General features: G+C 41.3%; 15 protein-coding genes and 1 pseudogene. 9 read left to right on the top strand and 7 right to left on the bottom strand.

The window, feature by feature from the left end:
- Positions 1–182, bottom strand: a pseudogene (locus ACTHJT_RS14405) (arylsulfatase); the annotation flags it as partial.
- A 407-nt stretch (positions 183–589) separates the two neighbouring features.
- Between ACTHJT_RS14405 and ACTHJT_RS14400 the strand changes: the two are divergent.
- From ACTHJT_RS14400 to ACTHJT_RS14390, 3 genes are all read left to right on the top strand, one after another.
- Positions 590–1,693 carry a formylglycine-generating enzyme family protein gene (locus tag ACTHJT_RS14400; protein ID WP_440239421.1) on the top strand — a complete coding sequence of 368 codons (1,104 nt, stop codon included), beginning with the start codon at positions 590–592 and terminating at the stop codon, positions 1,691–1,693.
- Between the two features lie 231 nt (positions 1,694–1,924).
- Positions 1,925–2,620, top strand: a complete 696-nt coding sequence (locus tag ACTHJT_RS14395) for a lysophospholipid acyltransferase family protein (protein ID WP_440239419.1) — start codon at positions 1,925–1,927, stop codon at positions 2,618–2,620.
- 106 nt (positions 2,621–2,726) lie between these two features.
- On the top strand, positions 2,727–3,899 hold the full coding sequence (locus tag ACTHJT_RS14390; RefSeq protein WP_440239417.1) for a hypothetical protein: 1,173 nt from the start codon (positions 2,727–2,729) through the stop codon (positions 3,897–3,899).
- A 637-nt stretch (positions 3,900–4,536) separates the two neighbouring features.
- Here ACTHJT_RS14390 and ACTHJT_RS14385 read toward each other — a convergent pair.
- From ACTHJT_RS14385 to metG, 4 genes are all read right to left on the bottom strand, one after another.
- Positions 4,537–4,953, bottom strand: a complete 417-nt coding sequence (locus ACTHJT_RS14385; protein WP_440239415.1) for a hypothetical protein — start codon at positions 4,951–4,953, stop codon at positions 4,537–4,539.
- Between the two features lie 506 nt (positions 4,954–5,459).
- Entirely contained in the window at positions 5,460–6,974 is a 1,515-nt protein-coding gene (locus ACTHJT_RS14380; RefSeq protein ID WP_440239413.1) for a DUF1254 domain-containing protein, read from the bottom strand.
- A gap of 39 nt (positions 6,975–7,013) precedes the next feature.
- On the bottom strand, positions 7,014–8,570 hold the full coding sequence (locus ACTHJT_RS14375; RefSeq protein WP_440239411.1) for a DUF1254 domain-containing protein: 1,557 nt from the start codon (positions 8,568–8,570) through the stop codon (positions 7,014–7,016).
- A gap of 797 nt (positions 8,571–9,367) precedes the next feature.
- The gene (metG, locus tag ACTHJT_RS14370; RefSeq protein ID WP_440239409.1) at positions 9,368–11,437 is read right to left on the bottom strand and encodes a methionine--tRNA ligase; all 2,070 of its coding nucleotides are present in this window, start codon (positions 11,435–11,437) and stop codon (positions 9,368–9,370) included.
- Positions 11,438–11,869: 432 nt separating this feature from the next.
- On the opposite strand from metG, the gene typA reads away from it, so the two are divergent.
- The 3 genes from typA (at position 11,870) to ACTHJT_RS14355 (ending at position 15,401) form a co-directional block, all read left to right on the top strand.
- The gene (gene typA, locus ACTHJT_RS14365) at positions 11,870–13,678 is read left to right on the top strand and encodes a translational GTPase TypA (RefSeq protein WP_440239407.1); all 1,809 of its coding nucleotides are present in this window, start codon (positions 11,870–11,872) and stop codon (positions 13,676–13,678) included.
- Between the two features lie 264 nt (positions 13,679–13,942).
- Complete coding sequence (locus ACTHJT_RS14360; protein WP_440239405.1) at positions 13,943–14,854, top strand: tetratricopeptide repeat protein; 912 nt, start codon at positions 13,943–13,945, stop codon at positions 14,852–14,854.
- Between the two features lie 40 nt (positions 14,855–14,894).
- Positions 14,895–15,401: a hypothetical protein gene (locus tag ACTHJT_RS14355; RefSeq protein WP_440239403.1), complete on the top strand. Its 507-nt coding sequence runs from the start codon at positions 14,895–14,897 to the stop codon at positions 15,399–15,401.
- A gap of 1 nt (position 15,402) precedes the next feature.
- On the opposite strand, the gene ACTHJT_RS14350 is transcribed toward ACTHJT_RS14355, so the two are convergent.
- Positions 15,403–16,119 carry a DUF2490 domain-containing protein gene (locus ACTHJT_RS14350; RefSeq protein ID WP_440239401.1) on the bottom strand — a complete coding sequence of 239 codons (717 nt, stop codon included), beginning with the start codon at positions 16,117–16,119 and terminating at the stop codon, positions 15,403–15,405.
- 202 nt (positions 16,120–16,321) lie between these two features.
- On the bottom strand, positions 16,322–18,568 hold the full coding sequence (locus tag ACTHJT_RS14345) for a patatin-like phospholipase family protein (protein WP_440239399.1): 2,247 nt from the start codon (positions 18,566–18,568) through the stop codon (positions 16,322–16,324).
- Positions 18,569–18,899: 331 nt separating this feature from the next.
- Here ACTHJT_RS14345 and ACTHJT_RS14340 point away from each other — a divergent pair, with 331 nt between their 5' ends.
- Genes ACTHJT_RS14340 through ACTHJT_RS14330 form a run of 3 tightly spaced genes read left to right on the top strand, consistent with a single transcriptional unit; the run spans position 18,900 to position 23,325 of the window.
- The gene (locus tag ACTHJT_RS14340) at positions 18,900–21,614 is read left to right on the top strand and encodes an MGH1-like glycoside hydrolase domain-containing protein (RefSeq protein WP_440239397.1); all 2,715 of its coding nucleotides are present in this window, start codon (positions 18,900–18,902) and stop codon (positions 21,612–21,614) included.
- 42 nt (positions 21,615–21,656) lie between these two features.
- The gene (locus ACTHJT_RS14335; RefSeq protein ID WP_440239395.1) at positions 21,657–22,715 is read left to right on the top strand and encodes an AI-2E family transporter; all 1,059 of its coding nucleotides are present in this window, start codon (positions 21,657–21,659) and stop codon (positions 22,713–22,715) included.
- Positions 22,716–22,734: 19 nt separating this feature from the next.
- Positions 22,735–23,325 (top strand): DUF502 domain-containing protein, encoded by a 591-nt coding sequence (locus tag ACTHJT_RS14330; protein WP_440239393.1) that lies wholly within the window; start codon positions 22,735–22,737, stop codon positions 23,323–23,325.
- Positions 23,326–23,490: the final 165 nt, after the last annotated feature.

The following is a 23,490-nucleotide window of genomic DNA, read 5'->3' as shown; positions in this document are numbered from 1 at the left end:
TCATCAGCGATGCGGTCAATGTTGGGCGTAGCATACCCCATAAGTCCCTGCGAATAACTACTGATATTGGTAATGCCAATGTCATCACCAAAAATCACCAGGATGTTTGGCTTTTTATTCTGAGCAAAACCTGTTGCCATCATGCTCAGAAACAATAAAACTAAGAGGTTGATTTTTTTCATAAAAGATTGAATTAAAATTTTTATAAAATATTATTTAAAAAAGCAGTAATGCATGAAAATAAAAATAATGTTTTTTTCTATTTTGAAGCAAATAATAAAATTAATTATGCATTATGGTTGAATGAAATTTTGGAATCGTATCTCTAAGGATTGAGTGGTCATAATTATTGGAATACTAGTTAATAGAGCTTCTCAGAATAAAATAATGTTTTTTTTAGTATTGCAGAGTTTTACGATGTAAGAGAAAATTCAGTATAAATACTTAGGAGTGAAACATCTTTACTTGCAAAAAAATCATTCATTAATACCAATATGACCTGAACCCGTTGAATGAAATAGCATGATGGTGTCATATACAGTTGTGATAAAATAAGTATATTCGTTTTATCTAATTTTAGTATACGGTAATGATCTATAAAATAATAACCGGCCTGGTAGTAACAGCACTTTTATCCTGCTCCGGAGAATCAAAAGAAAAAACTGTCGGAACCAAAGACAGCATGTCCTGTCATGCAGGCATCCCCGATCGCTTTGCACCTGTTGCTGCTGCAAGCACAATCAAGCAGCGCAGCGATACCAATCATATAGGCATGGTACGTATTCCCGGCGGTACTTTTATGATGGGCGCTGATAATGACCAGGCAGCAGGAGATGAATATCCGAAACATAAAGTTACTGTAGGTGCTTTCTGGATGGATGCTACAGAAGTAACCAATAAACAATTTAAAGAGTTTGTAGATGCGACGGGCTATGTTACAACAGCCGAGCGCCCCATCAATTGGGAAGAAATGAAAAGTCAGGTTGCTCCAGGCACACCAAAGCCGCATGATAGTTTATTACAGCCGGCTTCTTTAGTATTCAGGTCAACTTTATATGAAGTGAACCTGCGTGATTATTCCATGTGGTGGGAATGGAAACGCGGTGCAGACTGGAAACATCCGCAGGGGCCGAACAGCAGCATTAAAGGGAAAGACAATTATCCTGTTGTACAAATATCGTGGGACGATGCCATGGCTTATTGCAAATGGGCGGGCAAACGTTTGCCTACAGAAGCTGAGTGGGAGTTTGCTGCACGTGGCGGCTTGGTAAATAAAATTTATCCATGGGGTAATGAACCCGTTGAGAGCGGCAAACCGAAAGCGAATTACTGGCAGGGAAAATTCCCGTATCAGAATGATCTGAAAGATAAATATTATACAGCCGCACCGGTTAAGTCCTTTCCTGCCAATGGATACGGGCTTTATGATATCTCAGGCAATGTGTGGGAGTGGTGTTCGGATTGGTATAAGAACGATCATTATAAATTTGATGAAGTTGCAGCAGGTGTTGTAAATCCTGCCGGACCCGAAAAAAGTTTTGATCCCGATGAACCATATTCTCCCAAGCGTGTAACGCGTGGTGGTTCTTTTCTGTGCAATGAAAGCTATTGTTCCGGATACAGAGTGGCGCGCCGTATGAAGAGCTCACCGGATACGGGCATGGAGCATTTAGGCTTTCGGTGTGTGAAGTGAGTTTCACTTTTTGAAGTAATAAGTTTTATGTAATACGTTTTAAGATTTTAAAAAGCTGGTTTGATACCGGCTTTTTTGTTTTTAATAGGAGAAATATTCTGGTATAATTAAAAAATGATAACATATACTGATGTCGGAACTTCAAAAAAATACCGATATTTACAGGATATCAAAACTTGGCAGTTGCACCTATTCCCGATAAATGCAACTGTTAACCCTAAATAATCAAGCATGAGTTCCATACGCTTAACCGGAATGATCATCTGGTCGATCCTGTGTATTACGTCTTCCATTCTCGTTCGTTTTCTTACGTTCTCTACACACCTGGGTGTTGCTATGGCCCGAACCGTATGGGCACCGGTGATCTTATGGATGGCAGGTATAAAGCTGACCGTGAAAGGACGTGAAAATATTCCTGCCGGAAAACAATCCTACATCGTTGTTTCCAATCACCAGTCTGTTATCGATATTCCGATTCTGTTTTATACACTTCCGTTCAACGTGTATTTTGTCGCTAAGAAAGAAATTGCGAAAGTTCCTTTTATCGGCTGGTACATGTATGCCATGGGCATGATCTTTATTGATCGCGGCAGTCGTGATAAAGCACTGCAAAGCATGATCAATGCAGGCTCGCTGATCCGCGCGGGTAAAAGCGTGATGACTTTTCCGGAAGGCACACGTTCGCTGAATGAACAGATTGGTGCGTTCAAGGCAGGTACGTTTGTAATGGCTGAAAAAGCTGGAGTAGATATATTACCTGTTAAAATATCCGGTGCCGGAAAGATCTGGCCAAGCGGTGGCTTTACCATCAAACGCGGACCTGTGACGGTATCATTTGGCAAGCCGATCTCAACAGTTGGATTGAATGATCAGACACGCGCAACGTTTATTGAAGAGGTGCGGGAAACCGTGATAAACCTTTCTTAATGCAGGAGGTATTGCAGATGATGGTATTTGTTTTGTAAATTGATTGATATGCGCGGAGCATATTAATAATATTTTTATTTTTCAATTCATTAACCAGGCTGGGTATATGATATACACAAAAAAGTATACGCGTATATGTTTTTTAATTGTTTTGCTTATTTTATCTGTTAAAACAATTGCGCAGGAATCGGATGCAAAAAAGAAATCATTGTTCCGTGATTCCACAGGCAAGGCACTTGATATAAGTGATTGGCTGATCGATGCACATGGTTTCATACCATTACCATCAATCATTACAGAACCGGCTTTCGGTAATTTTGGGATGGCGCTCGCTCCTATATTCCTGCATCCTAAAAAACGTTTTTTAAATGATACAACCATAAAGGGTAAACCACATTATGTACCACCCGATATTACAGCGGGCGTATTGATGTATACTGCCAACAACAGCTGGGGAATAGGCGGCGGCAGGATCGGCAGCTGGCTCAAAGCAAAGATCCGCTATCGTATAGGCGGCGGTTATTTCAACATCAACATGGCATTCTACCGCCAGTCTCAGTTATTCGGTGAACAGAAATTCAATTTTAACTTCCGGGCTGTACCTGTTTACGGACAGGCAACAAGGCGTATTGGCATGACGAACTGGTATGCGGGTGTTCAGTATTTATTTGCAACCGCAAAAATAAAAGCAGAAGGAGAGGGCCTGCCTGCTTTTGTTACAAATAAAGAAGTTTCTCCAACGATAAGTTCTCCGGGCCTGATCCTGGAGTATGACGGGCGCGATAATATGTTCAGTCCCAACCGCGGATTGAAGTTTCACGTCAATGCACTTGTAAGCAATACGGTGTTCGGAAGTGATTTTAATTATACACACATCAATTCATTTGCATATGAATATTTTCCGTTAGGAAAAAAACTGATTGGCGGCTTGCGGTTCGATTACCAACAGATCCTGGGTGACGCACCTTTCTTCATGCTGGCTTATATTGATATGCGTGGTATTCCGATCATGCGTTATCAGGGCGATGTGACTTTACTGACGGAAGGTGAAGTGCGCTGGGATTTATACAGACGCTGGAGCGCCGTGTTTTTCGGCGGTGCAGGGAATGCCTTTAACGACTGGGGAAAAATGAGCGAAGCGCAATATGCATATAGCGGCGGCACAGGTTTCAGATATCTCGTAGCAAGTAAATTTAAACTGCGTGTCGGAATGGATATTGCACGGGGGCCTGAACAATGGGCTTACTATATTGTATTCGGCAGTGCATGGATCAAATGATCCATTTGCTTTGGTTGTGGGTTTATACAGGCTAAAAATAAATCCTGTTTCTCTGTGGTATTCATTCCATTTTTTTATATAGCTTTATGATGCAGCAACCAGTTGCCTTACTTCATTTTTTTAGGTACCTGAATAGTGATTTTCCCATTTTACCTAAACAAAATAAATCCCAGAGGCAGAAGATACCCGGAACAGAGGTGGAACATACCCGGAACATAGGCGGAATATATATGACTGAGACTACGCTTTAGCCAGTAGGAGACCAGGGTGAGGTATCACTTGTCTTGTCCTGAAATAGCTATACAGGTGCGGTTTGAATCATGATCTGGTTATACAGTTCTTTTTGGATCCTCACAATCATGTGGAACTTTCCCTTATGCAACATGATTGTGCAATCCTTTTTTAATAATCTGTTAACATTGGTAAACAAAAACATATTGTTTGCTTGTCTTTTCTTTCAAAAAGAGAGTAATCATCGAAGTACCCTGGGAGGAGATAGGGCGGAGACCAGGGGGAGCTACGGCGAAGCCTCCACCAAAGTCAGGTTGCCTTGTCCTGAATAGCTGATGAAAAATGCTAGATTTAAATGACGAACCTGTATTTACTTAGATGAATTACTTTTGAATGGATTTACTATTCAGACATTCTCCTCTTTGTAAATCATAGAGCCCACGGTGATGCCTATAAGTAATTCCAGTAATCCCCAGGCAGTACCGATTACCGTTAATCCCAAAGGCATGAAGCCGTAAGCAACCAACGCGGCATTTGCCAGAAAATACGTAAAGAACCAGAACACAAATGCAGTTGTAAGGATTGCTTTCGGTTTTGATGGTACCCTGGATTTAACCAGTGCATAAAAGCCCATGGCCCCGATGCCTATAGCAAGCGAATAGAAGGCAAAATATGCCATGGCGCCATTACTCAATGGCGGGAGTAAACGGTTTCTTAATACTTCCTCCATCTGATTACCGATGATGGGCACCAGGCCGCCACCGACTGCCATGATGCTTATGCCTGTCACGATTCCACTGGTAAGGATACTTTTTAAATGCATGTTCGTTCTTTTTTTGATTGTAAAAATATTCTATATAAAAATCAGCTGATATATATAAATATCGATTCTTTTCAGAATAAAAGCAATGTCGGGGATAGAATGTTTTTAATGGTCTATGGATCTTATCTGTGTAGAATAGAGCGCAGGGGAATGTATTTAATGCGTTTGCAATATGCCCGTAGCTGGTCGTTGGCGCAACAGATATTGTGAAGAGGTTAAAGAAAGCACGTATTATAATTGACCGAGAAAGTCTGTGCATGTATGCGATGAGGATGACTTGGTGTTGTAATACTACTTCCATTCATCATCACTTCTATAGTAAGTCATGACCCCGGTAGGGGTCACATATGTATAGGAAAATAATCACACATGAAATTTTTACGCACGATCCCGCAGGGATCAAATGGCGCCTGTGTTAAGTGTAGCGTGCCGGCATATAATATTAAAATAATAACAAAGCCCGCGACTACTCACGGGCTTTGTTATTATAAATGCTTATGCTATACTTAATATTTTTCTACCACAGGCGGTACCCACATCCCGTTGAGGATATCTTCTTTTCCCCAATAAGCGCGGATGTATAAAGAGAAGTCCCCAGTTGGTGCCGGCAGCCAGTTAGCTTCTTTATCTTTGCCGGGTGATTTCGTTCCTGCATACAGCGTCAGAGAGCCGTCGGGGTTTGTGACCAGCGTTTTATTTTTGGTACCCAATGAATATCTTTTCAGATTATTGGGATGGAATAAATGCACATCGTTGTAAAGTGTCAATGACCAGAAGCCCTGAACAGGTGGTAGTTGCCCGGCCGGGAAGGTTACTTTATAATTGTGTACACCTTTGAGCTTTTCTCCGGCAATTGTATAGTCTGTATAAAAGTATTGCGTCTCATTAGGTCTGTTATCGAACATATTACTGCGGGAAGTACCTAAGCGGTTATAGTAATCCAGTCCCCATTGTGCATTGTTTTGTGAACGGTTCCATCCATTACCTGCAGGCTTGCCGTTGTATTTCCATTGCAGGAAATCTTTCATCAATGATTTATCCAGTTCAACTACAGCATCGGTTATCATTTTTTTAACCTCCGGTTTTTCAGCCGCGATTTTCATCATTGCCCTGAACTGTCCGTACAGCGCCTCTTCACCGGGCATGGACGGCACTATTTCCAATACTTCATTAAACTGGTCAAAAAACTTTTCAGGAATGACCCATTTGGTTTCGCCTTTATTTTTACCTGCAGCCGGATTGGCAATTGGTGGAATTGCTTTCCAGTCGACCGTTTGCATTTTGCCTGTGTATTCAGAAAGCGGGTAAGCAGTTACCTGGTTCAATTGCTTCTGAATGGCCACACGATCTTCATCTGTATCATCCATAAACAGGCGCGGAATAATATTAGCCAGTTCTGTAGAACTCCTGATCACCCCCTGGATTCCATCAGGTACTTTGCCCTTCCAGTTTGGTCCATGCAGCAGATAGAAACCCGGCTTTGACCCATAAGGCTTGCCCAGTTTGCCGACCTGATCGGTACGGGCATCGTAAATGGCGTATACCCAGAAGCGATCGCCAACATCCGGCACCTGAATAACGACAGGCTGTTTGTCGAGGGTGAAGAAGCCCAGGCCATATACCACATCCTGATTGGGACAGGTAACGAATGTTTCGGCCGGGTCAATATAATCATGCAGCATCGCCAGCCTGCCCATTGGTGCTACTGGCAATACACCGCCCAGCAGGCCCGGATGCGGTGCCTGTGTAATGGTATTGCGCCTGTTGATCATGTTAACCATCGGGTAGCCCCACATGTACGCCTGGCGGGCAAGATTTTTAATGTATTCCGGATGCATGATCACATCACTGCTTGCTTCTGCAAGTTGTGTGACAGCAGCCTTCCGGGGCATCTGCTTTGCAGCAGAGTCAGGTTGTTGTTGCATCTGCATTGTACTTATTGTATTTTCCTTTTGCGGCGGGTTACAGCTGAATAAAATTGCAGCAATAAGGAGCATTCCATAGGTTGGTTTGGTTTCCATAAAGGTGTTGTTTTGGATTATAAGTAGCAGGATTATTGTTTATTTTATTTTTTCAAAATCTCCTGGTTTGAATTTACGATCAAAGAATGCCTGATCAGGTCCGTACAGGCGGATCAGGCTGAACCAACCTTTGTTTGGTATTGTCTTGATCCAGTTTTTCTTTCCTTCGGGCTGTTCGGGTGCGAAATAAAAAGTTACCGAGCTATCTGCGTTATATTCCAACGCATTCAGTGAGTTCAGTGAAGGATATTCCTGACCTGCTGGTAGGCCAGAAGCGGTACTGAATTCGTATGCAGTCAGTGACCAGAATAATTTTGCCGGTACGTTGGCTGGTATAGTTATCCGGTAAGTGTTCTCACCTGTCAGGTAATTACCTTCGCTGTCTTTATATGCACCGGCGTATTTGGCTCCGAGACCGACAACAGAACTGATCATTCCTGTACTGATGGAATAGTGGTTGATGAACATATGCGCTTTGGCATTCACATCCGTATAGTTTGTTTCTCTCCATGCAAATTCTTCATTCAGCAATACATGCATAAAGTCATCGAATTCTGTTTTGCCGTGCGCGACCCAGTGCCTGTCTTTCCACCACAAGCCTTTGTATTCACGGTCAAAGTTTGCGGCAATATTCTTAGACATTTTCCAGGCCGTTTGCGCAGCCAGATCTAATAGTTCTTTTTCCCGTGCCGTTGGTTCAAATTTACTGTCACGCCCGATCCCAATGCTTGCCAGTACGCCATGCATGTAAGGATCTTTTTTGTCCGTTTTTTCACTTTTAATAAATCTGTCAAGCATTTCGAAATATGAAAAATCATGTGCAAATAATGCATTTGCCGCGGCGTTTGAAGAATGAGCAAATTTCATTTCTTCTTTTGCACCTCCGTTCAAGGGATATATTTTAATTCCTTCTACAGCCTTCACACCCGGTTCAAGATTATTGATATCCTGGAAGAAACCTCTTAAGAAAATAAATACACCGTTTGTAGAACTTTTATATACGAAATATTTTTTCTCATCAATTTTGCCTTTATAGTCATCAGGTACGATTAAATATTTTCCGCCCTTGCCCATATCCGGACCTGGTATTCCGATATCGCCAAGAAACTGGCGGCCCTTAATATTAGGTCCTGTTAAAGGCCTGTGCCAGAAATCATCCATCAATCCCTGTAAGTTTGCCGGAGCTTCAATTACAAGAGGACCTGTTTTACTCAGATCGGCAAAGCTCAGGCCATAAATGACATCTGAATTCGGCGTGGTGATAATGGTATTTGGTTTTAAACGTTGTTCGAATACAGACATCACATGATATCCTTCACCGTTGATTTTTCCCAGGCCTTCTTTCATGGCATACATATTTACTGCCGGCAATGCCCACAGATATGTTTGCACGGCTCTCTGAAAATAAAGTTCTTCATCCAGCTTAAGCGTTGTTTCTTTGGTTGGATAATCTTTCTCGAAAGTCAGATTCGCCAAATCTTTAAAATGTGTATCCTTGCTATTATTGCCTTCTGAAGGCACAGCAGTTTTTTGTTCCTGGCAGGATGAAGCTAGGATTGTTACAACTACAGCTAAACACAAAATTGTTTTTTGCATGTGAGATCTAATTTTGAATTGATAAAAACTATTTTTTCGATGTCCCCTTAAAGCGAAATTTTGAAATCGTATAAAAATTAATATTCAAAACAGCTAACTTAATATTAGTTCTTTTGTTTGAAAAACAATAGGATTAAGCCAAATTAAAATGTTTTCTTCACACAAGCAAAATGTACCGTAGAGGTTTTAATGATGGTGGAAATTACTATAATAACCATAGCCCGCGATCACTCGCGGGCTATTTATCATTTAATATTCCAATCTCTATCGATCTGTTGTTGGTGACGCCTGGGATATACCTGTTCTTAACGATATATGCTGGCAGGCTAAACACCAACAACGGCGTTAGGTGTTCTGTGTGCCACAGACCACGGTGGGGCGCAAAGGTAAGTAACGGATTACAAATCCATTTTATCTGACTTCCGAATTGCAAATTCGGAAGAGCTTCTTTTATCTATTATCCGTTTGGAATTTGTCTTTTGTGATTTGGAATTTATCTCTGCTATTAAGCCTGACGACTAAAGCCTGATCAGTTGTTGGTGACGCCTGGGTTGTATCCGTTCTTAACGATATATGCTGGCAGGCTGAACACCAACAACGGCGAAGAATAGGCTTGTAAAGCGGATTGTAAATCCTTTTTATCTGGCTTCGGAATTGCAAATTCCGAAGAGCTTCGTGAAGTGTGTGACGGCGGTGGGTTGTTGGCCGTTGGCGCAACAACAGGTTCAGCAGAGGTAATCTATATCCGTTTGGAATTTGTTTTTTGTTCCGCCGCGGCGGATTGGAATTTCAACAAACTATCCTACCAAGCTACCATTGTTGACTGTTGACGACGGTTGTACAAACTTCAGTGAACCATCTGCATCTTCTGCCATCAGGATCATGCCTTGTGATACAATGCCTTTGATCTCGCGCGGCGCCAGGTTGGCAAGCAGTGAAACCTGCTGACCGATGATCGCTTCCGGTTCGAAGTGCTCGGCAATGCCGCTTACAACCGTACGCTCGTCGATGCCGGTCTTCAACGTAAGCTTCAATAGTTTTTTAGTCTTCGCTACTTTCTCTGCCGCGATTATTGTTGCCACGCGGATATCCATCTTCGCGAAGTCATCAAAGGAAACATTTTCCTTCAATGGTTTTACTTCTGCATTGGCCAATAAGTTTGCCTGCTTGGTATCTTCCAGTTTCTTTACCTGTGCTTCGATCACGGCATCTTCCATTTTATCAAACAGCAATTCTGCAGGGTTTAATTGGTCGCCCGCTTTCAACAGGTCAATGGTGCCCGCATCGTTCCATGTTTTTGATTTCAGGTTCATCATCGTAAATAATTTTTCCGATGTGAACGGAATGAACGGCTCGGAAACGATCGCAAGATTTGCTGCTATTTGTAAACCGATGTGTAAAATGGTTTTTACACGTTCCGGATTTTCCTTATATAGTTTCCAGGGTTCTGTATCGGCTAAATATTTATTTCCAAGACGAGCCAGATCCATCATGATTGCCAGCGCCTCGCGGAAACGGTACTGCTCAATCGATGCAGCGATCTTCGCCGGGAATTCTTTCAGCATCATGATCACGCCTTCATCAGCAGCTTCAAGCTTGCCTAAAGCAGGCACTTTACCGTCATAATATTTATGTGTTAGTACCAACGCACGGTTCACAAAGTTTCCATAGATGGCTACAAGCTCATTGTTGTTACGAGCCTGGAAATCGCGCCAGGTAAAGTCATTGTCTTTTGTCTCCGGTGCATTCGCGCAAAGGGCATAACGTAATACGTCCTGCTTGCCTTTGAATTCTTCCAGGTATTCATGCAGCCATACCGCCCAGTTACGTGATGTAGAAATTTTATCACCTTCCAGGTTCATGAACTCATTTGCAGGAACATTGTCCGGTAAGATGTAACTTCCTTCAGCCTTTAACATAGCAGGGAAGATGATGCAGTGGAACACGATGTTGTCCTTACCGATAAAGTGTACCAGTTTGGTATCATCTTTCTTCCAGAAATCTTCCCAGGTATTATTTTTATGAATAGGTTTGATTACAGAATTTTTGAAATAGTCTTTTGCGGCGGAGATGTAACCGATCGGCGCATCGAACCACACATACAATACTTTTCCTTCGGCACCGGCAACGGGTACAGGTACGCCCCAGTCCAGATCGCGGGTAACAGCGCGCGGCTGCAGGCCCTGGTCCAGCCACGATTTGCACTGGCCGTACACATTGGTCTTCCAGTTTTTATGATCTTCCAGGATCCATTGTTTCAGCCACGGTTCGTATTGATCCAATGGCAGGAACCAGTGTTTGGTGGATTTCATCACCGGCTTCTCGCCGCTCAGCGTGGAGCGCGGGTTGATCAGTTCGGAAGGGCTCAACGTTGAACCGCATTTCTCACATTGATCACCATAAGCGTTTTCATTGCCGCACTTCGGACACGTACCGACAATGTATCTGTCGGCCAGGAATTGTTCCGCCTTCGGATCGTAATATTGTTCACTGGTCTGTTCAATAAATTTCCCATCTTCATACAGCTTCTTAAAATATTCAGAAGACGTTTCCGCATGAATCTTTGAAGAGGTTCTTGAATAAATATCGAAGGAGATGCCCAGTTCTTCGAATGACTGCTTGATCTGAACGTGGTATTTATCTACCACCTGCTGTGGTGTAACGCCTTCTTTTTTCGCACGGATGGTAATAGGCACTCCGTGCTCATCTGAACCGCCAATAAACAATACATTTTCACCTTTGGAACGTAAAAAACGCGCGTAAATATCAGCCGGCACATATACACCAGCCAAATGGCCGATATGAACAGGTCCGTTGGCATAGGGCAGGGCAGAGGTAATGGTATATCTGGAAGGTTTCTGAGTCATAGTCTTGTAAAGTAATAGAGTGCAAATATAAGAAATATGGCTTAACGCGGAAGGCTTAAAGCTATTGTTCGATCTCAGACGTTTGCCGTGGTTGTATCTTTTCGGCCAACCACCAGCCAAAATATAAGAAAAGCTCAAAGCCGAAGCCTTAAGGCTTAAAGCTTAGGGCTTAGTGCCGAATACCTAAAGCTTTACGTTTCATATGTTTTCTGAGCCATTTTGAGCCATCTTACCAGGTCTATATTACTTTTCTATTAATTTTAAACATGCTTAAAAACCTTCATTTTAGCTTAAAATGGCACTTTTTGCTTTAGGCTTTCAGCTTTAGGCCTTAAGCAAGTCAGTTTATCCTCTTTTTTAACGCTTTATACTACTTCCCGCTTTTCGCCTTCGGCTTTTTTCCGTACCTTTGCACCTTCTAAAAATCTAATTATGCAGAGCATCAGGAATATTGCGATCATCGCACACGTTGACCACGGTAAAACAACATTGGTTTATAAAATCATTCACGCATCTAAAATCTTCAGAGAAAATCAGGTATTTGACGACTTGATCCTAGATAATAACGACCAGGAACGCGAACGAGGCATTACAATTTTGGCTAAAAACGTTTCGGTACGTTACAAAGAACATAAAATCAACATTATTGATACCCCTGGCCACGCCGATTTCGGTGGTGAGGTTGAGCGTGTATTGAAAATGGCAGACGGTGTAGTATTGCTGGTAGATGCCTTCGAAGGTGCCATGCCACAAACACGTTTCGTATTGGGCAAAGCTTTAGGTCTTGGTTTGAAGCCGATCCTTATCGTAAACAAAGTAGATAAAGAAAACTGCCGTCCGGACGAAGTACATGAAGAAGTATTCGACCTGATGTTCAACTTAGGTGCAACAGAAGATCAGCTTGACTTCGTTACACTTTATGGTTCTGGCCGTGGTGGCTGGATGAACACAGACTGGAAAGTAAAAACAGATAACATCATTCCATTGCTTGATGCAATTGTTGAACACGTTCCACCAGCTCCGGTGCACGAAGGTACTGCTCAGATGCAGGTTACATCTCTTGACTTCTCAACATTCACAGGTCGTATCGCGATCGGTCGTGTATTCAGAGGTGAGTTGAAAGAAGGCGGTCAGTATTCATTGACAAAAGCTGACGGTTCATTCAAGAAAGTTCGTATTAAAGAATTATATACATTCGAAGGTTTAGGCAGAGCACGTGTTGAGTCTGTGAAAGCAGGTGATATCTGTGCAGTAGTTGGTATCGATGATTTCGAAATCGGTGATACAATTGCAGATGCTGAAAATCCTGAACCGCTTCCACGTATTGCTGTTGATGAGCCTACGATGAGTATGCTTTTCACCATCAACAATTCTCCGTTCTTCGGTAAAGAAGGTAAATTCGTAACGTCACGTCACTTGAGAGACCGTTTGATGAAGGAATTGGAGAAAAACCTTGCACTTCGTGTGCAGTCTACAGATTCAGAAGATCGTTTCCTTGTATTCGGTCGTGGTATCCTTCACTTGTCTGTATTAATCGAGACAATGAGAAGAGAAGGTTACGAATTGCAGGTAGGTCAGCCGCAGGTATTATACAAAGAGATCGATGGCAAGCGTTGCGAGCCTATGGAAACGCTTGTAGTAGACGTTCCTCAGGAAACTGCCGGTAAAGTAATTGAATTGGCTACTCAGCGTAAAGGTGAGTTGCTGATCATGGAACCAAAAGGTGATTTACAACACCTGGAATTCAATATTCCTTCACGCGGTATCATCGGTTTACGTACAAACGTATTGACTGCAACATTCGGTGAGGCAATCATGACGCACCGTTTCGTAGGTTATGAACCATATAAAGGTACTATCCCTGAGCGTATCAGCGGTTCTATCATCTCTATGGATAGCGGTGATGTTACAGCTTATGCATTGGATAAATTACAGGATCGTGGTAAATTCTTCATCGAACCAGGTGATGAAATTTATCAGGGTATGGTTATCGGTGAGCACAACCGTCAGAATGACATCACTGTAAACGTACAGCGTGAGAAGAAACTGACTAACATGCGTGCTTCCGGTACGGATGATAACGCGAAGATCGCCCCAAAGATCAACTTCTCATTGGAAGAGATGATGGAATACATCCAGAAGGATGAATACATCGAGGTTACGCCTAAGTCTTTACGTATGCGTAAGATTCTTTTGGATGAAAACGAACGCTTGAGAAACGCGAAAAAAGAAACAGTTTAATCTGTTCTTTTTAAAATAAATAAAAACGAAAGCCTTTCTGTAGAAATACAGGAAGGCTTTTTGTTTGTCCTGCCCACGTTCGCCGCAACAAATTAATTGCAGTAGAATCTTAATCAGGATTGAGTGAAAAATCAGACCAGATCACAGTTATTCAAACAGTTCAATTGAAAGATTTATTTTTATTCCCTGCATCTTGAATATTGAATTTAATTCAATATCTTAAATGAATAATTGTCCCCATATATAAAATAGATTTGACGTTTCATGAGTAGAATTGCACTTGTATTTTCTTTCCTGATTATTTCTTTCGCACAATCATTTGCTTGTATCAATAATGTAAACGAGCTTAAGGATGGAGCAACCATAACGAATGATAAGTTTGGATTTGATATTCCATATGGGCATATACTGCTGACAGACAAATTGCAGCCTGAAGCTGAAAAATTAGACAGCTTGTGGAAAGTAACAAAGGATGTTGACTACTATTCGGATTATGGTTTGATTAAAATTGTACAGGGGAAATATGAAGAAGCAAAAAATGTTTTTCTTGAAATTGAAAAGATAAAACCCGGCCGTTTTGAAACAGCTGCCAATCTTGGTACTACCTACGAACGCCTGGGTGATTACAGCAATGCATTGAAGTGGATCAAAACTGCTATTGCCATTGAACCTCTGTCGCACATTGATTCGGAATGGCTGCATGTTAAAATTCTTGAAGCTAAGATTCACGGCGATACATACATCACTTCAGATTTTTTAATCAATACAGATTTTGGCGATGATACGATTCCTTCAACCAACTTGAATCAAAGTCAATTGCTGAAGTTAAAAAGTGAATTGTTTTATCAATTGAATGAGCAGATCACTTTTCAAAAATCAGAGGATAAAATTATCGGCTTGTTACTATTTGACCTGGGGAACTCATTGCTTGCACTGAACAGGGCAAATGCTGCTATTGAAGCATATGAGATGGCTAAGACCTACGGTTATTCAAATTACTTATTGGATATCCGGCATGATTATGCAAAGAACCTGAAAGCCAATGTTAAAGTGGTTCCTAAAAACTCTGTTGAATCTCAATATTTACTTATCTTTATCGGTAGTGTGTGTTTTTTAATTTTTCCTGTCTTTATGTTTTTTTACTTAAAAGGGAAAATGAACAGCGACAGTAATTAATCGTATAATAGAAAAACTGTTTGTGTCTAACTGAAGAAGCATGGGTGCTTATTTAAGAATCATAATCTTTTTTGGCGTATTATGTACCGCTACAGGCATTGCTTTTGCACAGGATAGCTGTGAGGTAAAAGAAGTTGTCCGTCCGGATGGCATCATGATCCGTAGTGTGGATTTTGAAACGATACATATGTTTGAAAGCGTAGAGGTCAAATGTGCCATGTATGCGATTGATAAAGACTATTTTTTAGTCGTGCATATTGATAATCCGGAAAAGATTCTGGTTGGAAAAGAACTGCAGGATGATATTTCTATTCAGATGACTGACAGTACAAACATTCTGCTAACTTATAGCTCGAAGTCAAGTATCCGTTCAAAGAAAACGTATGACGGTTATTTTAAAATTAAATCTGCTGATCTGGGTTATATCGAAAAGTATCCGATCGTTCGTATTAATTATGTGATTGATGATCAGAAAAGATTTTTTCTTGTAAAAGACAATAACGATGTTCTGCAAAGACATTACATCTGCCTACGTTCGAAAAAATAAATTACTTTTTGTGAAAGTATCCTTGCAGATACGCGCCTGAAAATACGTTATTGAAAGATAAGGTAAGCTGCCAGGCCTGAATGGTACGGGTTCCTGAGCCATCATATGGCATTCTTCTGAAGGTATAGTTGTAGAGGGATTCAATCGTAATATAATCAGAGATGCAATAACCAAGTCCTAATTCTACGGCATCCTGTTCAAACAGATGATAACCTGTTGCTGTACTGCCCATATTGAAAAAGAATTCATTTGTTCCCAGGAAATAGACGGCGCCTTTAATCAGATTCTTTTTAGTTAAGCCGATATACATTTTAATTTTGTAGCGGGCTCTTATTGCCTGTACATATTTGCCGGTTTTGTCCTCAAGGATCCGGTCTTCTACCCGGAATGTGTTGGAAATTGTCACGCGACCCAATGGCTTTGTATAGGAGTTCTGGATGCCGATGCGGTATTCATACGAATCTGCGGAATTGACTTCGGGTACATATTTGTTGTAAATCGTTTCAAAAAAAGCAGAGCTTTTGACTTTTGATTTAAAATAATGGCTCACCCATATTTTTCCTGATACAGAAGAAGCATATTTAAACATATTTGTCGCATTCACATCAGACTCCCTTTGTGTAGACAGATCCAGCTGGAACGTAGTCTTTTTAAAAGGTTTAGTAGCAATGTCGATTTCGGGTCTGAACTGTGTAAACGAACTATGCTGTGCAATCAAAACGGTTGATTGAAGAGAAAAAAATATCAAGCCGACAAATAAATATATCTTATGTATGTTCAGCATAAAAAGAGGAATCTAAACGAAGGTACAACTATTTTTTAAATGTGTAATCAGTAAAAGACTTTCGGGGGAGGCCATAATAAAAAAGAGCTGCTTCCTGTTGTCAGAAGCAGCTCCGGAGCATTTTCAGAGAGCGTTATTAAAATATAAAGCCGACTTTAATATTTGAATACAGGGTATTCATTTCCGGTGAATACATGGCTGTTAATTCCATTGGCAAGGCTCCTATATCATAACCAAGGCCGAGAGAGAAACCATTAACCCATTTCGCCTTGCTGGATTGCGTCTGGTCCGTTGCCCACAGGTTATCAAAGTTGTAGATGTTTGTATTTGCTCTGCCTATAAGCAGAAAATGGCCGAAGAAATTGTACTGGTAACCGATCATGGCTATTCCTGTAGCGCTTGTGGTTACTTGCCCTTCATTGATACCCGCAAACGGAATCTGTTGATTTAAGATATACTGGATACCGCCGACAAAATAATTATCGAAAATGAAATCTTTTGAATTGATGCAATAAGCGCCATCCGCCTTAAAGATCAATGTAGACCTGAGGCTCAGCGGAACATACTTGATGTATTTCAAGCGCAGTCGATACAGTTCCGGGCTTTTATCCACCTTTTCTGTAATGCGGGCGATAGTTGTTGCCGAATCAGACGTGATGTTTAATTTACGGTTGTAATCCATTCCGAATTCAAATAAAAACTCATATCCGCTCGTCGGAAAGTTCGGGCTGTTGATGGATTTTGATTCAGCACGTATATAGGAATACAGTTCTGTGAAATTACCCTTGTAGCTTAACTCAGGCGTTACTTCCGGTGAATAACGGATGTTCTGGAGGTTTGTACCCGCGGCAAGACTCCAGTTAATATTAAATACTTTAGTGAAGTTTGCATCCAGTACGGATTTGTTGATGTGGTAAACGGCACGTTTGTTTGTTTCATCATATAAGTTCAACGGTAAATGATCGTACCCGTAACTGATGTTGAAAAGAGAATTGGTTCTTTTACCGAATGCTTGCCTGTGCTGTACAAATCCTCTGAAGTATTCGCCAATAGCGAACTTTGCCATGGTACGTGATTTGGTGAATAACAGGTCTCTGGCAGTAAGGTTGGCAATAACGGCAAAGCCTGTAAATGTAAGGTAGGAGATACCAACTTTGGCCTGTGTTAACGGTGCTTCCTTAACAAAGCATGTCAGTACTACATGGTCTGCTGTAGTAGGCTTTAACTGATAATAAACGTTGTTGTAATATCTGCTGGAAAAAGCTGTGCGGAAACCTTCGTTGATTTTTTGAATGGAGTAGGAATGACCAGGCTCAATACCAAGTTTGTCAAGCAGCAGTTCTTTGTTTGTTTTTTCGATTCCTGTAAACTCAATCTTGTCAATGAATACATTATCTTTTTTCGGCAGACGGTTGGTTGGATCGTACGCTTTAGGTTGAATGTTATTGATTGAATCAGCAAGTTTTTTGAAGAATGGATAATATAATTTCCCCATTTCCTTACCGATTACAATGATGTCTTCAGCATCTCCAAAACTACCGGCAGAGTATTTTTCCAGCGGGGGCTCAATGATCAGGTCGCAGAGTTTTTTTTCTTTCTCCAGGTCTTCAGCATCGCGGTATTGCGTGATCTGGTAAAACACATCCATGGCTGTATTCAGCTTGCTGATGTCTGGTAATCCTTTAAACAGGTTTACACCAATTACGTAATCCGCGCCCATTTCCTTGATATCGATCACAGGAAAATTCCGGATAATCCCCCCATCCACAAGTTTGGTCGTATCAAAATTTACTGCGGTAAATACGCTGGGTATAGCCATGCTTGAACGGATTGCCGTTACGATCTCACCCTTGGAATGCACGACAGCAGCGCCGGTAGATAAATCTGTTGCAATGCATTTAAAAGGAATATTGAATTTCGAAAAGTCTTTTACATCATACACTGGGGCGAAGAGCTGCGTCAGTGTGAGCCAGAGTTCTTCCGATTCAATTAAACCTGACGGGATCTGCGGACTTAATTTTTCCAATCCCAGTTCAACAGAATACCTGGCGTATTCATCTTTCTCGTCGATGCTGATGTTTTTATAATCAGGCTTGTTGCTCAATATCGCACCCCAGTTTAATTCATGGGCAATTTTTTCTATGTCATTTCCTGAATACCCAATGGCGTACAAACCGCCAATCACACTGCCCATACTGGTTCCGGTAATATAATCAACCTGCAGACCGGCGCTGTCTATGGCCTGTAAAATGCCTATGTGTGAAAGTCCTTTAGCTCCGCCACCACTTAAAACTACACCTATTTTAGGGCGTTCCTGTGCTGACAGCTGCAGATGAATAAAAAATGCAATAAAAACGATCGTTCGTTTGCTGAATAATTTCATTGAATAAGTACTATTTAAAGGAGCGTAAAACAAAATGCATGCGAAAATTCTAAAGGTAAAAGAGAGATTTACTTTCAGAATTAAATATAAGTTGATTTTATAATATAGAGAATGATAACGGTCAGAATTTATATATTTCAAAAAGCTTTATTATTGGAATAATACCAGATTTTGATAAAAAATATTGGGAGGGGCAGAGTATAATAATGGACTTTTTTAAAATATACAGTAATATTACAGCAGCAAAAAAGTGTTTTTACTGTGCATGCCTGAATAACATGGAGGCTGAATTTTTATGATGTTCGGGTGATTTTGTTTTAATGGAAGGATAATGGAAAATAGAAGATTACAGGAGGCTCGTGAAAATATTCGTCCCTGGAAAAAATGGGGACCGTATTTGAGCGAACGTCAGTGGGGAACTGTCCGTGAAGATTATAGTTACGATGGAAACGCATGGGATTTCTTTCCGCATGATCATGCCCGCTCAAGGGCTTATCGTTGGGGCGAAGATGGGATCGCAGGTATTTCAGATGACCAGCAGCATTTGTGTTTTGCAGTCGCTTTATGGAACGGTAAGGACGCGATTCTGAAAGAACGTCTGTTTGGTTTAACAAACCGTGAAGGCAATCACGGCGAGGATGTAAAGGAATATTATTTTTACCTGGATAATACACCGAGTCATTCATACATGAAGTACTTATATAAGTATCCGCAGGTTGCCTATCCGTATGAAGAACTTGTTCGTGTCAATGGCCAGCGTTCAGCACATGAGATGGAATATGAACTGCTGGATACGGGCGTGTTTCATGAGAACCGGTATTTTGATGTTTTTATAGAATATGCTAAAAATGGTCCGGAAGATATCCTGATAAAAATAAGCGCGCTGAACCACGGACCGGAAATGGCCGACCTGCATATACTGCCGGCACTGTGGTTTCGGAACGACTGGTCTGCCTGGATCGCAGATGCGAACCGTGCAGCTTCAAAACCCTTATTGCAGCAGGTGGCAGCACCGCAGGGCCATTCTGCCGTAGTAGCCCAACATTCAACCTTAGGTGATTTTGTTCTTTTTTGTGAAGGAGACGTACCTGTTTTGTTTACTGAAAATGAAACCAACCATGAACTGCTGTTTCCAGGCACACCGAATGAAAGCGCTTATGTAAAAGATGGTATTAATAACGCGGTTATTCACGGACTGCAACATGCTGTAAACCCAGAAAGAAAAGGAACGAAAGCTTCACCGCATTATCAGGTGTCGATCGGTTCCGGGCAAACATCTACAATACGTTTACGATTGACGAAGAAATCGGAACAGCAATATGGACATGCTTTTGATGAATCTTTTGAATCCATTTTTAATGACAGGATTCGTGAAGCGAATGAATTTTATCAATCCGTCATACCAACTTCCATTTCTGAAGATGAGAAGAATGTAATGCGTCAGGCACTGGCAGGAATGCTCTGGAGTAAACAGTTTTTCTTTTTTGACGGTGACAGCTGGCTCGAAGAACATAATACAAATCCGTTGCACAAAGGTTATCGTAACGGACGCAATTCAGAATGGTATCATATGCTGAATAAGGATATTATTTCCATGCCGGATAAATGGGAATATCCCTGGTATGCAACCTGGGACCTCGCTTTTCATACGTTACCATTGTCTATTGTAGATCCGGATTTTGCCAAAGGACAGATGCAGCTGATGCTGCGCGGATCATACATGCACCCGAACGGGCAGATGCCTGCATATGAATGGAATTTCAGCGATGTGAATCCGCCGGTGCATGCCTGGGCAAGTTTGTTTCTGCATCGTCTTGATACAGGTAATAATGGCAGGATGGATCTTGAGTTTCTGCGTTCTGTTTTCAATCAACTACTGGTAAATTTTACCTGGTGGGTTAATCGGAAAGATCGTTCAGGTAAAAATTTATTTGAAGGCGGTTTTCTTGGTCTTGACAACATCAGTATTTTTGATAGAAGTTCTGCGCTTCCTACCGGAGGGTATCTCGAACAGGCCGATGGTACAGCATGGATGGCTTTATTCAGCCAGAATATGTTTGACATGGCTTGTGAATTATCTGTAGAAGATCCTTCGTACGAAGAGATGATCGCTAAGTTCACACAGCATTTTCAATACATAGCTTTTGCCATGAATGGCAGAGGTGATGAAAGTATGTGGGATGAAGAAGATGGTTTTTACTATGATCTTTTACGTTCACCGGATGGTAGTTGTACGAAACTTAAAGTACGTTCACTGGTAGGTTTGCTGCCTTTATGTGCAACAAGTGTTATTGAAAAGGATATACGTGAACGCTTATCGGATCTGGCCGGAATGTTTCGTGATGCGCAGCGCCGCATGCCAGAGCTGATGGATGCCATGCATCCGACCGGTAAGGACAATCTGGGTGTTCATGAGCGTGGTATCTATGCACTTGTAGATAAGCATAAACTTAAACGTATCCTTGCGAGGATGCTGGATGAAAATGAATTTTTAGGGCCATTTGGTATCCGTTCTGTTTCAAAATTCCATGAGAAGAATCCGTTTGTGATGCATGTGAATGGAAAAGGATTCCGCGTTTCTTATTTACCGGCAGAGTCTGATAGTACCATGTTTGGAGGCAATTCAAACTGGCGCGGTCCGGTATGGATGCCTGTAAACCTTCTTATTCTGCGGGCTCTGCAGCAGTTCTACCTGTATTACGGTGATAGTTTTAAAGTCGAATTCCCTACGGGCTCTGGCGTAGAGATGAATTTATTCGAAGTCAGCAAACAAATCTGTAATCGCATCATCAGCATCTACACAAAAAATAAATTGGGCAAAAGACCTGTATTTGGTGGTGCGGAGAAGTTTCACCTGGATCCGAACTGGAGTGATTATATTTTATTTTATGAATATTATCATGGTGATAATGGTGCGGGATTAGGTGCCAGTCACCAGACCGGTTGGAGCGGGGCCATCGCCAAGCTGATAGAAATGTATGGCCTCGTTAATGCAGAGTCTTTCCTTGAAGGTGGTGTAAAATCAGCCTTTAAAAGAAATATATAATAAACATGAAGCAGTATACTTTATAGTAAAATAAACATCTATATGAATAATTCATCTCCAACGCCGTCTTTTTATGACATGACCTTACGAATGATTTTCCTTTTAATCATTATTGTATGGTGTCTGCTGATTTTAACTCCTTTTGCCAGCGTTATACTCTGGGGACTGATACTGGCTCTCGCATTGTTGCCTTTGCACAGATACCTATCGAAAAAAATCGGTAACAGGCCTAAGACAGCTTCGTTCATTATTATTTTCTGTTTTCTGCTTGCAGTCATTCTGCCACTTTTTATAGTGATTACCTCTCTGGTAGATGAAGTAACTGAATTAAAATCAAAATATATAACCGACCCGGTAACCATTCCGATGCCGGATGAAAAAATCAAAGCGCTGCCATTGATCGGCCATAAACTTTATGACAACTGGCTGGCAATTGCAACCGATAAGGATGCTTTTGTAGTATCGCACCAGGAACAGCTGGTAGAACTAGGCAAGGTATTCATGAGAGGTATATTGAGCGCTGTCGGCGGCGTGATACAATTGATTTTATCTCTGTGTATTGCAGGTATACTATTGGTGCGTGAAGATATAGGGCCTGGTATCCGGAATTTCTTTAAAAAGATTGCCGGTAACAGGGGAGATGAGTTTGCAGACCTTACTATAAAAATTGTGGGCAGTGTTGTGAAGGGTGTACTTGGCGAAGGCTTTGTGCTTGCCTTATTGCATGGAGTTGTGTTTGTGCTGGCAGGTGTTCCGTATCCGGGTATTCTAACGCTGGCAGTATTTGTTTTTGCTGTTGTACAGATTCCTGCAGTGATCGTTTCATTAGGCGCTGTGGCATACTTTTTCGCTACCAAAGAAACCATGCCGGCGGTTATATGGTCTGTGCTAATGATTCTGGTGAGTCTTTCGGATAATATTCTTACACCACTGATGCTGGGTAAAGGCGCGCCGGTACCGATGGTGGTAATCTTTATTGGTGTGATTGGCGGCTTTGTGTTATCTGGCTTCATTGGCTTGTTTACAGGTGCTATCGTTATGTCATTAGGTTATAAATTATTTTTGGAGTGGATCAAACCTGAAAATGATTTGGCAGAATAGTATGAATGTAATTGGTCTTATGAAAAAGATACTCGTTGCTTTTAAAGAAACATTGATCAGAGGTATTGTGTTTATGGTGCCCCTGATGGTTATTCTTATTTTAATAGACAAGGTGCTGGATAAATTAAAGGAACTGGCAATTCCTATTGCTGACATGCTTCCTTATCATTCGCTCTTCGGTATTGGCAGGGCATACTGGGCCGTGTTTCTGATCCTGCTTGCCCTTGGATTATTTATGGGATTAATTGCGCGGCTGCGCATTGCCGCGAAAATTTCAAATTGGCTTGAAGACCATTTATTGCATCGTTTACCCGGTTATGGTTTTATGAAACACATGGGTGAATCTATGATTGGTGCTGACAAAGGTTCTGCCTACAAAGTTGTTCTGTTAAAAAATGAAGACTCTTTGCAGCTGGCTTATGCTATAGAAGAAGTAACAGATGATCTGGTTGCGGTCTATGTACCCAGTGTACCTAATGCATTTGAAGGAGAATTGCTTTACGTTTCCAAAGAACGGATTAAAGAAACGGCAATTTCTTATAAAGACAGCATTAAGCTCATTCATTGCCAGGGCCGCGGATCGAAAAAGATTCTTAGTGGTAAAATATAAAGATGACCTTTGTCATTTTTATAGTAGTATATTCAAATCCATTGAATGTATTACTATAATCTTCTGAATTGATTTTATATTACTTTTTAAAAGCTATACATTTAACATCTGAAAAATCAACAATAAATGAAAAACCGAATTTTACTTATTCTTTTTAGTGTAGTA

The sequence above is a fragment of the Cytophaga sp. genome (assembly GCF_051961495.1).
GTDB lineage: Bacteria > Bacteroidota > Bacteroidia > Cytophagales > Cytophagaceae > Cytophaga.
Note: the sequence above shows the minus strand (reverse complement) of the source record. Positions and strands in the feature narration are given on the sequence as shown.

Excerpts from the sequence above, each read along its gene's own strand:
- ACTHJT_RS14400 (WP_440239421.1), top strand. The coding sequence starts at position 590 with ATGATCTATAAAATAATAACCGGCCTGGTAGTAACAGCACTTTTATCC.
- ACTHJT_RS14395 (WP_440239419.1), top strand. The coding sequence starts at position 1,925 with ATGAGTTCCATACGCTTAACCGGAATGATCATCTGGTCGATCCTGTGT.
- ACTHJT_RS14390 (WP_440239417.1), top strand. The coding sequence starts at position 2,727 with ATGATATACACAAAAAAGTATACGCGTATATGTTTTTTAATTGTTTTG.
- ACTHJT_RS14385 (WP_440239415.1), bottom strand. The coding sequence starts at position 4,953 with ATGCATTTAAAAAGTATCCTTACCAGTGGAATCGTGACAGGCATAAGC.
- ACTHJT_RS14380 (WP_440239413.1), bottom strand. The coding sequence starts at position 6,974 with ATGGAAACCAAACCAACCTATGGAATGCTCCTTATTGCTGCAATTTTA.
- ACTHJT_RS14375 (WP_440239411.1), bottom strand. The coding sequence starts at position 8,570 with ATGCAAAAAACAATTTTGTGTTTAGCTGTAGTTGTAACAATCCTAGCT.
- metG (WP_440239409.1), bottom strand. The coding sequence starts at position 11,437 with ATGACTCAGAAACCTTCCAGATATACCATTACCTCTGCCCTGCCCTAT.
- typA (WP_440239407.1), top strand. The coding sequence starts at position 11,870 with ATGCAGAGCATCAGGAATATTGCGATCATCGCACACGTTGACCACGGT.
- ACTHJT_RS14360 (WP_440239405.1), top strand. The coding sequence starts at position 13,943 with ATGAGTAGAATTGCACTTGTATTTTCTTTCCTGATTATTTCTTTCGCA.
- ACTHJT_RS14355 (WP_440239403.1), top strand. The coding sequence starts at position 14,895 with ATGGGTGCTTATTTAAGAATCATAATCTTTTTTGGCGTATTATGTACC.
- ACTHJT_RS14345 (WP_440239399.1), bottom strand. The coding sequence starts at position 18,568 with ATGAAATTATTCAGCAAACGAACGATCGTTTTTATTGCATTTTTTATT.
- ACTHJT_RS14340 (WP_440239397.1), top strand. The coding sequence starts at position 18,900 with ATGGAAAATAGAAGATTACAGGAGGCTCGTGAAAATATTCGTCCCTGG.
- ACTHJT_RS14335 (WP_440239395.1), top strand. The coding sequence starts at position 21,657 with ATGAATAATTCATCTCCAACGCCGTCTTTTTATGACATGACCTTACGA.
- ACTHJT_RS14330 (WP_440239393.1), top strand. The coding sequence starts at position 22,735 with ATGAAAAAGATACTCGTTGCTTTTAAAGAAACATTGATCAGAGGTATT.